The 12,980-nt window shown below is 69.4% G+C and carries 13 protein-coding genes; 4 read left to right on the top strand and 9 right to left on the bottom strand.

The window, feature by feature from the left end:
* Positions 1 to 37: 37 nt before the first annotated feature.
* A complete protein-coding gene (locus AB4Z01_RS08875; RefSeq protein ID WP_441692516.1) occupies positions 38 to 784 on the top strand; it encodes an SDR family oxidoreductase in 747 nt (248 codons plus the stop codon).
* A 144-nt stretch (positions 785 to 928) separates the two neighbouring features.
* Here the strand turns inward: AB4Z01_RS08875 and AB4Z01_RS08870 are convergent, their stop codons facing one another.
* From AB4Z01_RS08870 to AB4Z01_RS08845, 6 genes are all read right to left on the bottom strand, one after another.
* Positions 929 to 1,621 (bottom strand): GntR family transcriptional regulator, encoded by a 693-nt coding sequence (locus AB4Z01_RS08870; RefSeq protein WP_441692515.1) that lies wholly within the window; start codon positions 1,619 to 1,621, stop codon positions 929 to 931.
* A gap of 9 nt (positions 1,622 to 1,630) precedes the next feature.
* Positions 1,631 to 2,422 (bottom strand): ABC transporter permease, encoded by a 792-nt coding sequence (locus tag AB4Z01_RS08865; RefSeq protein ID WP_441692513.1) that lies wholly within the window; start codon positions 2,420 to 2,422, stop codon positions 1,631 to 1,633.
* Positions 2,419 to 3,249 (bottom strand): ABC transporter permease, encoded by an 831-nt coding sequence (locus AB4Z01_RS08860; protein WP_441692512.1) that lies wholly within the window; start codon positions 3,247 to 3,249, stop codon positions 2,419 to 2,421. The genes AB4Z01_RS08865 and AB4Z01_RS08860 overlap by 4 nt, the downstream gene beginning before the upstream one ends.
* A gap of 23 nt (positions 3,250 to 3,272) precedes the next feature.
* The gene (locus tag AB4Z01_RS08855) at positions 3,273 to 4,334 is read right to left on the bottom strand and encodes an ABC transporter ATP-binding protein (protein ID WP_441692510.1); all 1,062 of its coding nucleotides are present in this window, start codon (positions 4,332 to 4,334) and stop codon (positions 3,273 to 3,275) included.
* Complete coding sequence (locus AB4Z01_RS08850) at positions 4,331 to 5,341, bottom strand: ABC transporter substrate-binding protein (RefSeq protein ID WP_441692508.1); 1,011 nt, start codon at positions 5,339 to 5,341, stop codon at positions 4,331 to 4,333. The genes AB4Z01_RS08855 and AB4Z01_RS08850 overlap by 4 nt, the downstream gene beginning before the upstream one ends.
* A 117-nt stretch (positions 5,342 to 5,458) precedes the next feature.
* Positions 5,459 to 6,436, bottom strand: a complete 978-nt coding sequence (locus AB4Z01_RS08845) for an isopenicillin N synthase family dioxygenase (RefSeq protein WP_441692507.1) — start codon at positions 6,434 to 6,436, stop codon at positions 5,459 to 5,461.
* An 80-nt stretch (positions 6,437 to 6,516) separates the two neighbouring features.
* Here AB4Z01_RS08845 and AB4Z01_RS08840 point away from each other — a divergent pair, with 80 nt between their 5' ends.
* Positions 6,517 to 7,455, top strand: a complete 939-nt coding sequence (locus tag AB4Z01_RS08840) for a nucleoside hydrolase (RefSeq protein ID WP_441692506.1) — start codon at positions 6,517 to 6,519, stop codon at positions 7,453 to 7,455.
* On the opposite strand, the gene AB4Z01_RS08835 is transcribed toward AB4Z01_RS08840, so the two are convergent.
* The 3 genes from AB4Z01_RS08835 to AB4Z01_RS08825 all read right to left on the bottom strand — a co-directional run bounded on the left by AB4Z01_RS08835 (position 7,442) and on the right by AB4Z01_RS08825 (position 9,047).
* Complete coding sequence (locus AB4Z01_RS08835; protein ID WP_441692504.1) at positions 7,442 to 7,804, bottom strand: hypothetical protein; 363 nt, start codon at positions 7,802 to 7,804, stop codon at positions 7,442 to 7,444. The two genes, AB4Z01_RS08840 and AB4Z01_RS08835, sit on opposite strands and share 14 nt — an antisense overlap.
* Positions 7,797 to 8,072, bottom strand: coding sequence for a BrnT family toxin (locus AB4Z01_RS08830; protein WP_441692503.1), 276 nt, complete (start codon positions 8,070 to 8,072; stop codon positions 7,797 to 7,799). Before AB4Z01_RS08830 ends, AB4Z01_RS08835 begins: the two co-directional genes overlap by 8 nt.
* A gap of 72 nt (positions 8,073 to 8,144) precedes the next feature.
* Positions 8,145 to 9,047: a LysR family transcriptional regulator gene (locus AB4Z01_RS08825; RefSeq protein ID WP_441692501.1), complete on the bottom strand. Its 903-nt coding sequence runs from the start codon at positions 9,045 to 9,047 to the stop codon at positions 8,145 to 8,147.
* Between the two features lie 219 nt (positions 9,048 to 9,266).
* Here AB4Z01_RS08825 and AB4Z01_RS08820 point away from each other — a divergent pair, with 219 nt between their 5' ends.
* Positions 9,267 to 11,318, top strand: a complete 2,052-nt coding sequence (locus tag AB4Z01_RS08820) for a hydantoinase/oxoprolinase family protein (protein ID WP_441692500.1) — start codon at positions 9,267 to 9,269, stop codon at positions 11,316 to 11,318.
* Entirely contained in the window at positions 11,315 to 12,970 is a 1,656-nt protein-coding gene (locus AB4Z01_RS08815; protein WP_441692499.1) for a hydantoinase B/oxoprolinase family protein, read from the top strand. The genes AB4Z01_RS08820 and AB4Z01_RS08815 overlap by 4 nt, the downstream gene beginning before the upstream one ends.
* The last annotated feature ends 10 nt before the right edge of the window (positions 12,971 to 12,980 follow it).

The following is a 12,980-nucleotide window of genomic DNA, read 5'->3' as shown; positions in this document are numbered from 1 at the left end:
ACCGCAGTAGTCGCGGCCACCTGGAACAGAGGACACCATGAGTACCAATATCGAAGGCAAGGTCGTCGTCATCACCGGCGCCAGCAGCGGCCTGGGCGAGGCCACGGCTCGGCTTCTCTCCGAGCAGGGCGCCACCGTTGTGCTGGGGGCCCGGCGCGCCGACCGGCTGAAGGTGCTGGCCGATGAATTGACCTGGCGGGGCGGCAAGGCCCTCGCCGTCGCCACGGATGTCGCCGACCGAGCCCAAGTCCAGGGGCTGGTCGACGCGGCGGTCCAAGGCTACGGCCGGGTCGACGTGATCATCAACAATGCCGGGCTGATGCCGCTCGCCCCTCTCGAGAGCCTCAGGATCGACGAGTGGGACCGGATGATCGACGTCAATCTCAAGGGCACGCTCTACGGCATCGCCGCCGCGCTCCCGTACATGAAGGAGCAGAAATCGGGGCACATCATCAACGTCTCCTCCGTCTATGGTCACAAGCTCGGGCCGCACGCGACCGTCTATTGCGCGACCAAGCACGCGGTTCGTGCCCTGTCCGAGGGCCTGCGACAGGAGGTGAAGCCTTACAACATCCGCACGACCGTCATTTCTCCAGGCGCGGTCGCAACGGAGCTCCTCGAGCACATCAGCGAAAAGGAGATCCAGGCGGAGACGAGGGATTTCGTCAGCCAGATCGCGATCCCTGCCGACAGCTTTGCCCGGATGGTCGCATTCGCCATCAGCCAGCCTGACGAGGTCGACGTGAACGAGATTCTCTTTCGGCCGACCGCCCAGCCGGTCTGATCGCGAGCAGAATCGACGAGGAGGGTTTCCGCCAATCAGCGCCCAGCCGCCGACGTGGCCGAAGGCTATCGCGCCATGGATGACCGTCGCGCCATCAAGACGTTGCTCCGGGTCTGAGGTCGGCAGTTTCAGCGGACGGATTCGTCACCGCCTGCCGATGGTCGAGGACAGCGCCGTGCGGACGATCTGCCAGGCGGCCTCGACCAGCCCGGCGGTGACCCGGCCGGCGGCCGGGGCGTCGCCGCGGCGGATGGCGTCGATCATCTGCTGGTTGGCCTCGATCGCGATCGCGGTCATCTCCGCCGACACGCCATAGGCCAGGTGGCGGTAGCGCAGCGCCGGCCTCTGCACGATGGCCAGCAGGCGCTGCAGCACGGCGTTGCCCGAGGCCTCGTGCAGCGCCTCGGTCAGGGCGACATTGGCGTCGAAGCAGCGCTCGACATCGCCGGCCTCCAGCGCCGACCGCATGGCGGCGAGGGCGACCGACAGCTCGCCGGCGACCGCGACCGGGTTGGCCGACCGGGCCGCGCCCTCCGCCGCCAGCGCCTCCAGCCTCACCCGGCAGGAATAGATCTGGTCGAGATCGGCCAGCGACATCGGCGCCACCCGCACGCCCTGGCGCGGCCGGCGGATCACCAGCCCGGTGCCCTCCAGCAGCCGCAGTGCCTCGCGCACCGGCGACCGGCTGATGCCGTAGCGCTCGCACAGCTCCTCCTCCACCAGCTTGGCGCCGGGGGGCAGCTCGCGCAGGATGATCTTGCGCTCGAGGAAGGCGAGCACCGTCTGCGACAGCACCGGCCGGCGCGGGGTGGCGCTGTCTTCGTCCGGGGTTTCCATGGTCGCGGGTCAGAACCTCTGGATCTTGAGGCCGAGGATCTTCTCGGTCACCACCACGACCAGCAGCGTCATGACGATGCTGATGGTGGAGACGGCCGCGGCCTCCGGCGTGAAGTTCAGGCGAAGATAGTCGAACAGCTGGATCGGCAGGGTCGAGGTTCCGACGTCCTTCAGCAGGAACGAGATCGCGAAGGTGTCGAAGGAGATGATGAAGGCGAACAGGCAGCCGCCGATCAGCCCCGGCTTGATCAGCGGCAGGGTGATGCGGACGAACACCCGCCACGGCCGGGCGCCGAGGCTGCGCGCCGCCAGCTCCCACGACCGGTCGAAGCCCTGCAGCGAGGCCGAGACATTCATGAACACGAAGGGCAGGGTGATCAGCACATGGCCGGTGACCAGCGCCACCAGGTTCCGTGTGCCGATGCCGATGGCGTAGAAGAAGAACAGCAGGGCGATCGCCGTCAGCACCTCGGGCAGCAGCAGCGGCGCCAGCACGGCGATGCGGATCGCCTCCTTCGACCGGCCGGCATGGCGGGCGTGGTACAGCGCGGCCGCGGTGCCGATCGCGGCCGAGACCACGGTGGCGATGGTGGCGACCTGCAGCGACGTCCAGATCGCGGTGACGAACACCTCGTTGGCGAAGAACGCCTCGTACCAGCGCAGCGACAGCCCCTGCGGCGGGAAGGCCAGGAAGGCCCCGGCGCTGAAGGAGGCGCCGACCACGACCAGGATCGGCGCCAGCAGGAAGGCGTAGACCAGGCCGCAGAAGATCAGGAACAGGATCGGGCGCCGCTGCTTCATGCCGCCCACCGCATCCGCGTGGCCCGGGCGAACAGGATGACGCAGAGCCCGCCGGCGACGCTGAGCATCAGCGCCAGCGCCGAGCCCAGCGGCCATTGGAAGGCGTCGGTCAGCGTGTCGACCACGGTCAGGGTCATGGTCTTCACGCGCATGCCGCCGATCAGCACCGGGGTGACATAGGCGCTGAGCGCCAGCACGAAGACCAGGATGCAGCCCGACTGGATCCCGGGCAGGGCCAGCGGCAGCACGATGCGCCGGAACGTCACCCGCCTGGTGGCGCCGAGCGACCGGCCCGCCGCCTCCAGCGCCGGGTCGATGGTCTGTAGCGCCGCCATGACCGGCAGGATCATGAAGGGCAGGAAGACATGGGTCAGGGCGATGACGATGCCGAGCGTGTTGTACATCAGCGGCAGCGGCGCCAGGGTCAGGCCCAGCGACCGGGCCGCCTTGTTGAGGACGCCGTTGTTGCCCAGCAGGATGGTCCAGCCGAAGCTGCGGACCACGATTCCGACCAGCAGCGGCGACAGCACGATGCCGTACAGCACCGGGCGCCAGCGCGACCGGCTGCGCGCCAGCTGCCAGGCGACCGGGAAGCCGACCAGCAGCGTCGCCGCGGTGGTCAGCAGCGCGATCCACAGCGTGCTACCCAATTGGCCCAGATAGTAGCCGTCGGTCAGGGCGCGCTGGTAGTTCTCCAGCGTCAGCCCCGGCCCGTAGGGCGCGCCGGTGGCGGGCGGCCGGAAGCTCATCAGCACGATGTTGAGATAGGGCACCAGCAGGAACACGCCGAGCAGCACCGCCGCCGGCGCGATCAGCAGCCAGGTCAAGGGCAGCCTTTTGCGCCGGGGTATCATGGCGCCTCCGGGACGATCCAGAGCGGGGCTGCGGGCGGCCGCACCGCCACGCGCTGCCCCTCGGCGAAGCGGGTCTGGGTCAGGCTGTGGGCCTCGACATCGCTGCCGTCCGGCAGCCGGATGCGGTAATTGACCATGTTGCCCAGATAGTAGCGGCCCTCGACCACGCCCTCCGTCGCCGTGGTGCCGATGCCGGCGGGGGCAAGGGTGATCGCCTCCGGCCGCAGCAGGGCCCTGACCGGGGTGCCCGGCGCGGTGCCGTTCAGCCCGTCGGCCGCACGGTCGCCGAACACGGTGCGGATCTTGGCGTCGGCGCCGTTGGCCACGACGATGCCGGGCAGCAGGTTGGCCTGGCCGACGAAGCTGGCCACCCTGGCATCGGCCGGCCGCTCGTAGATCGCCTCGGGCGCGCCGGCCTGGACGATGCGTCCGCCGAACATCACCACGACGCGGTCGGACATCGTCATCGCCTCGGCCTGGTCGTGGGTGACGTAGATGGTGGTGATGCCGACCCGCCGCTGCAGGTCGCGGATGAACACCCGCATCTCGTCGCGCAGCCGGGCGTCGAGATTGGCCAGCGGCTCGTCCAGCAGCAGGATGCTCGGCTCGATCACCAGCGCCCGGGCCAGGGCGACGCGCTGCTGCTGGCCGCCGCTGAGCTCGCGCGGATAGCGCTCCTCCATCCCGCGCAACTGCACCATCTCCAGCACCCTGGCGACACGGGTTGCGATCTCGGCCCGGCTCACCTTCCGCATCTCCAGCCCGAAGGCCAGGTTGCGGGCCACGGTCATGTGCGGGAACAGGGCGTAGGACTGGAACACCATGCCGATGTCCCGCCGCTCCGGCGGCAGGGCCGAGACATCGCGCCCGTCGAAGGCGATGCTGCCGTGCTCGGCCTCCTCGAAGCCGGCGATCAGCTTCAGCGTGGTGGTCTTGCCGCAGCCCGACGGGCCCAGCAGCGAGACGAACTCGCCGCTTGCGATCGACAGCGACAGCTGGTCGACCGCGCGGGCCGCGCCGAAGCTGCGGGTCAGCTCTGAAATGACGACCGCTGTCACTGGAAGGTCCGGTTCCAGCGTTCCGTCATCTCGGTGGCATTGGCGTTCACCCAATCCCAGTCCCAGGTCAGGATCTTGCTCATCTGCTCGCCATAGACCGGCACGTCGGCGCGCAGGTCCTCCGGCACCTCGACCGTGCGGTTGACTGGGGAGACGAAGAACTCCCGCGCCAGCATCAGCTGCGTCTCCGGCGACAGGATGAAATCGATGTATTTGTAGGCCAGCTCCCGCGCCGGGGCGTTGGCGCAGATGCTGAAGGTCTGGTCCCACATCAGCAGGCCTTCCTCCGGCACGATGCAGTCGACCGGCAGCCCCTGGTGCTTCAGCCGCGCGATCTCGCCGAAATCATAGGGCGCGACCACGATCTCGCCGGTCGACATCAGGGTCGACATGTTGAAGTCGGTCTGCAGCACGGGCGCCAGCTCACTCAGCTTCTCATAGGCCTTGTCCAGGTCCTGCGGGCCGCTGCCGAACAGCTTGCCGGTCAGCATGACCATCGCCTTGCCGGCGGAGTTGACGATGTTGTAGAGGCCGATGCGGCCCTGGAACTCCGGGTTGGTCCACAAATCCTTCCAGGATTTCGGCGGGGTCTGGACCAGGTCGGTGCGGTAGCCGAGGCCCAGCGGCGAGATCATGCCGACCGCGGCCCAGCCGTCGCCGGTCTGGGCGATCGGGTACAGATCCTTGTAGTGCGGCACCAGCGAGAGGTCGAACTTCTCGAAATACCCTTCCTTGCGCAGCAGCGAGGCGAAGACCTCGTTCATCATCACCATGGAATAGGGCGGCTGGTCCTTGCCGGCGGCCCGCAGGGTCGAGGTGAAGGTGCGGCCGAAGCCGATGTCGAGCTTGGTCTTGGCGCCGGTCGAGGTCTCGAAGGCAGGCACCAGGCTCTTGCGCCAGAACGCCTCCCAGACCCCGCCATAGGTGGTGATCACCAGCTCCTGCGCCGCGGCCGCCAGGGCCGGGAAACGCAGCATGGCCGGGCCCATCAGGGCCGCGCATGCCATGACAACCTGCCGTCGAGTGGGCTGCATGTCTCAATCTCCGCTGTTCGTGGCCTCGCTGTGGACCGCCGACCCGGGCGGCGCCTCCCAATGGGACCTCTGCCGGGTCCCTTGGCGTTCTCAGGACGCCTTCTTGCGGTACGCGTAGTTCTTGTTCAGCCGGTCGAGCAGATAGTCGCCGTAGCGCACCGGCGGGTGGCGCGGCGCCTCGCCTGGGGTCAGGATGGCGGCGGGGCAATCGACCACCGTGTCCATCGACGGGTCATAGAAGAAGGGCTGCGAATAGCGCTCGCGGCCGCTCAGGTTCAGCACCCGGTGCGGGGTCGAGGCGAAGCGGTCGTTCGACCAGCGCGCCAGGATGTCGCCGACATTCATCACGAAGGTGTTGGGGATCGGCGGCGCCGGGATCCAGTCGCCGGCGCGGTTGCGGACCTCGAGCCCGCCCACCGAATCCTGCGCCAGCAGGGTGATGAAGCCGTAGTCGGTGTGCGGGGCCGACCCGAACAACCCTTCCTCGCGCTGCTGCTCGGGATAGTGCAGCAGGCGCAGGAACAGGGTCGGGCGGTCGAAGTGGGGCAGGAAATATGTCGGCGGCAGGCCCAGCGCCTCGGCGATCGCCACCGCCATGTCGCGGCCCAGTGCCGACATCGCCCGCATGTAGTCGAGCGCCGCCTGCCGCAGCTCCGGGATCTCCGCCGGCCACTGGTTCGGGCCCTGCAGCGGCTCGCCCTGCGCCGGGTCGTCCTCGGCCAGGTCATGCATCACCATCAGGGATTCGCTCTGGTTCGGCTTGGTGACCGCGGCGACGGAGGAGGTGACGATGGTCGAGGTGCTGAACGGCATGTAGCCGCGATGCGCCTCGTTCATGCGGATGCGCAGCTTGGTCTCGGCCGGCAGGTCGTGGAACTGCACCGACAGCCGGTGCAGCCGCTCGCCCAGCTCCGCCGGCACGCCGTGATCGGCCAGGTAGACGAAGCCGATGGTCTCCAGCGTCCGGCGCAGCTCGGCCACCGTGCCGGCCCGGTCCTCCGGCCTCGCGCCGCCGCGCAGCGGCGACACGTCGAGCACCGGGATGTTCGAGAATTCTCCCCGACCCATGCGCAAGCTCCCCTGTTTGGGATATCTGTATACAGAAACTAATTTTTGTATACATTTTTCTGAAGAACGAGGAGGCGAGTTTGGCCGAAGCCATCATCATCGACACCGATCCGGGGCAGGACGACGCCTTCGCCATCCTGCTGGCGCTGGCGTCGCCGGAGCTCGAGGTCCTCGGCCTCACCACCGTCGCCGGCAACGTGCCGGTCGGGGTCACCGCCGCGAACGCCCGGCGGGTGGTGGAGCTGGCCGGAAGGCCGGAGATCCCGGTGCGGGCCGGCTGCGAGCGGCCGCTGCTGCGGCCCGCCCGCTTCGCCGAGGAGGTGCACGGCAAGACCGGCCTGGACGGCTGGGATTTCCCGGTCCCGGCGCGGCCGCCGGAGCCCGGCCATGCGGTCGACTGGATGGTCGAGACGCTGCTGGCCCGGCCGGATGGCGCGATCACCCTGGTGCCGGTCGGCCCGCTGACCAACATCGCGATGGCGCTCCGCCGCTGCCCGGCCATCGCCCGCAAGATCCGCCGCATCGTGCTGATGGGCGGCGGCTTCTTCCAGGGCGGCAACATGTCCCCGGCGGCGGAATTCAACATCTTGGTCGACCCCGACGCCGCCGCCATCGTGTTCGGCGCCGGCATCGACCTGGTCGTCGTGCCGATCGACTGCACCTATGCGGCGCCGACGCCGGACAGCTGGACCGCCGACCTGGCGGCGCTGGGCACCCGCGTCGGGGCCGCCGGGGCCGGGATGATGCGGTTCTTCCAGCGCTTCGGGAACGAGAAATACGGCACCGCCACCCGGCCGCTGCATGATGCGCTGGCGGTCGGCTACCTGCTGTGGCCGGAGCTGTTCACCGGCCGGCGCTGCAATGTCGAGATCGAGACGGCATCGGCGCTGACCCTGGGCATGACCGTGGTCGACTGGTGGGGCATCTCCGGCCGCCCGGCCAACGGCCTGTGGCTGACCGGATGCGACGCACCGGCCTTTTACGCACGGATGCTGGAGCGCTTGGCTATGTTGCAGTGACCGAAAGGGCGCGGTCGACGGCCTCCGGGTCGTGGGCGATCACCGTCAGATAGGCGACCAGGGCGCTGTCGGCCCGGGCATTACGGGCCTGCTCGATATCCCGCAGCCGGCCGAAATTGATCCGGTAGCGCCGGGCGAACTCCCTTTGTGTCAGGCCCGTGCGCTGGCGCGCGATCTTGGCGGCCCGGGCCGCCGCGATCCGGTCGATCTCCTCCTCGGTCATCGGCGGATTGTCGGGATCGCTCAGGGCGGCGGCCGTGATCTCCTCGTCGGTCATCGCCTCGAGCCGGGCCTGCTCTTCCGGCGTCAGCTCGGGCGGGTTCTTCGGGTCCAGCGTGAACCTAGCCATAGATCCGATCCTCTTTCCGGTTCGTCCGCAGGGCCGAGATCAGCCGGCAGGCGTCGCCGCGCATTGTGAAGACGACGGCGTATAGCTTGCCGCCGATGGCGCCGATCGCCTTGTGGCGAGCCTCACCGTCCTCGGCGCGGATGGTTTCCTCGATCACGTGAGCCGGATCGAGGAACACCCGGACGGCGAAGGTTAATGGAATGCCGTGTTTGGCCAAGTTGGCGTTTGCCTTGGCGTCATCCCAATCGAATGCCGTCGGCGTCTTCATGAGGGGATAGTGCGGGATCTCCGCATTTGTATCAAGCAAATGAGATGCGGGAGTTCCGCACTCGCGGCACTGCTACAACGGCGGCGCGGCCAGCGCATCCTGCAGCGTCGCGAGGAAGGCCTGGGCGGCGAGCGACAGCGGCCGGCGCTTCGGCACGATCAGGCCGATCGAGACCGGGATGCGGGGGATGAAGGGCCGGATCGCGATGCCGGGCGCCGCCGCCGCGTCCCAGACCGAGAACTCGTCGACCAGGGCCAGGCCGCGGCCGCGCTCGACCAGCTTGCGCACCACATGGCTGTGATTGGCCGACAGCGGGTTGCGGATCTGCACGCCCTCATCCGCCAGCGTCTTGGCGACCGCGGCGCCGAAGGGCAGGGTCTTCGGATAGGTGATCAGCGGCAGGCCCGCCAAGTCGGACGCCTTGATCCCGGCCTGTCGCGCCAGCGGGTGCGCCGGCGGCATGATGCAGACCATCGACCCGGTGCGCAGCGTCTGCGCCATCAGGTCCATCTCCTGGCTCGGGTGGTGGACCAGGCCGAGGTCGTAGTTGCCGCGGCTGACGAAGGAATGGATCTTGTCGGAATCGAGGATGTCGATCTGGACGAACACGTCCGGATAGCGGGTGTTGAAGCCCTCGACCACCAGCGGCAGCAGCGCCACGCCGAAGGTGGCGAGCGTCGCGACCTGGACGAAGCCGCTCTTTAGCCGCGCCAGATCGACCGACAGGGTCTCGAAGAAGGTCAGCTCCTCCATCAGCCGGGCCGCATGGGTGAACAGGATCTCGGCCTCCGGCGTCGGCTGCAGCCGGCCGCCGCTTCGCTGGAACAGCGAGATGCCGATCGAATCCTCCAGCTGCTTCAGCGATTTGCTGGCGTTCGGCTGAGTCGTGCCCAAGGCCGCCGCGGCCTCGGTCACCGATCCGGTCTTCATGAACACCATCAGGGTCTCGAGGTGCCGGATCTTGATCTTGTGCATGGGTCCCTGCTCATTCCGTTTCGGAATGGAAAGCTCGAATAAATGAATTTTCCATGACGGCGCGAGGCTGCCTAGCATCGTTTCGCGATTGCCGGACGGTCCGGGCACCGTCGACCCGCCCCGTTCCGCCATGCGTGCTTCGCCAAGGTCCTACTGCGGGCCGCGGCTCAGGAGGCGCGCGATGGTTTCTGGTTCTTCGGTTTCGTGAGGTCACCTCGCATGGCTTGGCGCATTGGCGTGGATTCCGGAGGGACGTTCACCGACGTCTGCCTGTTCGACGACACGAGCGGGCGGCTCGACGTCTGGAAGGTCTCCTCGACCCCGGACGACCCATCCCGCGGCATCGTCCAGGGGGTGGAGGAGGGGGCGGCCCGGGTCGGCGCCGCGCCCGGCGAGATCGGCTATTTCGGCCATGGCACCACGGTCGGCACCAACGCGCTGATCCAGCACCGCGGCGTCCGCACCGGCCTGCTCACCACCGACGGCTTCCGCGACCTGCTGGAGATCGGCCGGCAGAAGCGCCCGGACCTGTACGATCTGCAGGCCGACAAGCCCGAGACGCTGGTCAGCCGCGACCTGCGCATCGACATCCCGGAGCGCATCCGCCATGACGGCTCGGTCGAGACCCCGCTGGACGAGGCGGCGCTGCGCCGGGCGGTGCGCCAGTTGCGCGCGGCCGGGGTCGAGGCGGTGGCGGTCAGCTTCCTGTACGGCTTCGTCCGCAGCGAGCATGAGGAGACGGCGCTGCGAATCCTGGCCGAGGAGTTCCCGGAGGCCTTCGCCTGCGCCTCGCATGGCGTGGCGCCGGAGTTCCGCGAATATGAGCGGGTCTCGACCACCGTGGTGAACGCCTATCTCGGCCCGGTGATGCGCGGCTATATCGAGCGCCTGGGCCGGCGGCTGGCGGAGATCGGGGTCAAGGCGGCGCCGCGGCTGACCCAGTCGAATGGCGGCGTCATCAGCTTCGAGACGGCGGCGCGGCTGCCGGTCCGCACCGTGTTGTCCGGCCCCAGCACCGGCGTCGTAGCGGCCCAGGCGATCGGGGCGATCGCCGGCTTCCCGGACCTGATCACCTTCGACATGGGCGGCACCAGCACCGATGTCGCGCTCTTGGCCGGCGGGCAGTGCCGCCTGGCCGGCGAGGCGGTGGTGCATGGCTATCCGATCAAGGCGCCGATGCTGGACATCCACACGGTCGGGGCGGGCGGCGGCTCGATCGCCACTGTCGACAGCGGCGGCCTGCTCAAGGTCGGGCCGCGCAGCGCCGGGGCCTTTCCGGGGCCGGTCTGCTACGGCCACGGCAATGACGAGCCGACGGTGACCGACGCCAATGTCGTGCTGCAGACGCTGAACCCGGTGTCGCTGCTGGGCGGCCGCATGGCCGTGCGGCGCGACCTGGCCGAGGCCGCGATCGGCCGGCTGGCGCAGCGGCTGGGCCTGGGGCCGATGGAGACGGCGCAGGGCATCCTGACCGTGGTCACCGCCAACATGGCCAAGGCGATCCGCGTCATCAGCGTGCAGCGCGGCCACGACCCGCGCGACTACACGCTGATGGCCTTCGGCGGCGCCGGCCCGCTGCACGCCGCCCGCATGGCCAAGGAGCTCGACATCGGCCGCATCCTGGTGCCGCAGACTCCGGGCATCCTCTGCGCCATGGGGCTGCTGCTGACCGACCTGCGTGCCGATTTCGCGGCCACCCGGCTGACCACGCTGGACCCGGCGGCGCTGCCCGCGGTTGAGGCCGCCTTCGACGGGCTGCTGGTCCGGGCCGAGGCGTGGTTCGCGCAGGAGGAGGTGCCGCAGGGCGCCCGGCGGGTCACCCGCACCGTCGACATGCGCTATGCCGGCCAGAACTACGAGTTGCCGGTGGCGCTGCCGGACGGGCCGGTCGGGCCGGCGACGCTGGAGGCGCTGGCGGCGGGCTTTGCCAAGGCGCATGAGCGGCAATACGGCTTCGTCGCCGCGGGCGAGCCGGTGCAGCTGGTCACCTTCCGGGTCGAGGCGGCGGGCGTCGTCACCAAGGCCAGCTTCCAGCCGCAGCCCGATGCGGGACCGGAGGCGGGCCACGCCGTCACCGGCGTGCGCGAGGTCTGGCTGCCGGAGGCGGGGGGCTGGGTGTCCTGCCCGGTCTATGACCGCGCCCAGCTCAAGCCCGGCAACCGCATCGCCGGCCCGGCCGTGGTCGAGCAGATGGACAGCACCACCATCATCCTTCCGGGCATGACGGCCCGTGTCGAACCCTATCTCAACCTGGTCCTGGAGGTCCGATGAGCGTCGCCGTCCCGCAGCGGAGCGAGGCCGCGCTCGACCCGATCACGGTCGAGGTCATCGGCAGCGCCTTCGCCTCGATCGCGGAGGAGATGGGGGAGGCGCTGGTCCGGGCCAGCTACTCGACCAACATCAAGGAGCGGCGCGACTGCTCCACCGCGCTGTTCGACCTGGCCGGCAACACGCTGTGCCAGGCCGAACACATCCCGATGCATCTCGGCAGCTTCATCGGCATCATCCCGCACATCATGAAGCGCCACCCGCTGGACCAGATGCGGCCGGGCGACGTGTTCATCGGCAACGACGCCTATGAGGGCGGCGGCACCCATCTGCCCGACATCGTGCTGGCCGAGCCGATCTTCGTTGACGGCCGGATGGTGGCCTGGGCGGTCAACACCGCCCATCACGCCGACTTCGCCGACCGCGGCCACGCCCATATCTACCAGGAGGGGATCCGGATCCCGCCGATCCGGCTGTACCGCGCCGGCCAGCTGCAGGCCGATGTGCAGGAGCTGGTGCTGCTGAACTGCCAGGTCCCGCGCGAGCGGCTGTCGGACCTGCGGGCGCAGATGGCGGCCAACCGGCTGGGCGTGCAGCGGATGACGGCGCTGTGCGCCAAATACGGCGTCGACGTCGTCCTCGCGGCCGGCGCCGCGCTGCAGGACTATGCCGAGCGCAAGATGCGCGCCGGCATCGCCGCGATCCCGGACGGCACCTACCGTTTCAACGACCGTTTCGACAACCCGGAGCTGGACGGCGAGCTCGATTTCGCAGTCGAGATCACCGTGGCCGGCGACGAGATGACGCTGCATTTCGACAGCCCGCCGCAGGTCCGCGGCGGGCTCAACGTCGTCTACACGGCGCTGCTGTCGACGGTCTACTACGCGGTGAAGACCGTGGTCGACCCGACCATCCTGCCCAATGCCGGGTTGGCGCGGCCGCTGACGGTCACGGCGCCAGAGGGCACGGTGCTGAACTGCGTCCATCCGGCGGCGGTCAACGGCCGGGTGGCGACCTGCCAGCGCATCGCCGACCTGATCCACGGCGCCCTGGCCCAGGCGGTGCCGGAGCGGCTGACCGCGGCCAGCAACGGCTCCTGCGCCTCGGCCACCTTCATGGGGCGCGACCCGAAGACCGGCGGCCTGTGGGTCTATCTCGAGACCATCGGCGGCGGCAGCGGCGCCCGGGCGGGCAAGGACGGGCTCGACGGCGTCCATGTCCACATGACCAACACCTCCAACCTGCCGGCCGAGGCGCTGGAGCTGGAATATCCGCTGACCCTGCTGCGCTACGAGTTGGTCGACGGCTCCGGCGGGCCGGGAACGCAGCGCGGCGGCATGGGGCTGAGCCGGGTCTACCGGGCCGAGGCCGATTGCCGTGTGCATATCGACGGCTCGCGCCTGCGCTCCGCGCCCTGGGGGCTGGAGGGCGGGATGGCGGGCGGCCGCGGCGGCTTCGTCTTCGGCCCCGGCGTCGCCCCGTTCGACCACGGCAATGGCGACCTGAAGCGCGGTGATGTCATCGAGATCATCACGCCGGGCGCCGGCGGCTACGGCCCACCGGCCGGGCGCGCGGCCGAGGCGGTCCGCCGCGATGTCGCCGAGGGACGGATCGACCGGGAGACGGCGCAGAGGGTCTACGGCGCCGTGCTCTGACCACGACAAC

The sequence above is a fragment of the Inquilinus sp. YAF38 genome, assembly GCF_052113205.1.
Classification (GTDB): Bacteria; Pseudomonadota; Alphaproteobacteria; order DSM-16000; family Inquilinaceae; genus Inquilinus.
The sequence above is the reverse complement of the archived record's forward strand: the minus strand, read 5'-3'. Positions and strand labels throughout refer to the sequence as shown.

Coding starts and splice junctions, on each gene's coding strand:
- AB4Z01_RS08835 (WP_441692504.1), bottom strand. CDS start 7,804: ATGGCTAGGTTCACGCTGGACCCGAAGAACCCGCCCGAGCTGACGCCG.
- AB4Z01_RS08875 (WP_441692516.1), top strand. CDS start 38: ATGAGTACCAATATCGAAGGCAAGGTCGTCGTCATCACCGGCGCCAGC.
- AB4Z01_RS08820 (WP_441692500.1), top strand. CDS start 9,267: ATGGCTTGGCGCATTGGCGTGGATTCCGGAGGGACGTTCACCGACGTC.
- AB4Z01_RS08815 (WP_441692499.1), top strand. CDS start 11,315: ATGAGCGTCGCCGTCCCGCAGCGGAGCGAGGCCGCGCTCGACCCGATC.
- AB4Z01_RS08850 (WP_441692508.1), bottom strand. CDS start 5,341: ATGGCATGCGCGGCCCTGATGGGCCCGGCCATGCTGCGTTTCCCGGCC.
- AB4Z01_RS08865 (WP_441692513.1), bottom strand. CDS start 2,422: ATGAAGCAGCGGCGCCCGATCCTGTTCCTGATCTTCTGCGGCCTGGTC.
- AB4Z01_RS08870 (WP_441692515.1), bottom strand. CDS start 1,621: ATGGAAACCCCGGACGAAGACAGCGCCACCCCGCGCCGGCCGGTGCTG.
- AB4Z01_RS08825 (WP_441692501.1), bottom strand. CDS start 9,047: ATGCACAAGATCAAGATCCGGCACCTCGAGACCCTGATGGTGTTCATG.
- AB4Z01_RS08830 (WP_441692503.1), bottom strand. CDS start 8,072: ATGAAGACGCCGACGGCATTCGATTGGGATGACGCCAAGGCAAACGCC.
- AB4Z01_RS08845 (WP_441692507.1), bottom strand. CDS start 6,436: ATGGGTCGGGGAGAATTCTCGAACATCCCGGTGCTCGACGTGTCGCCG.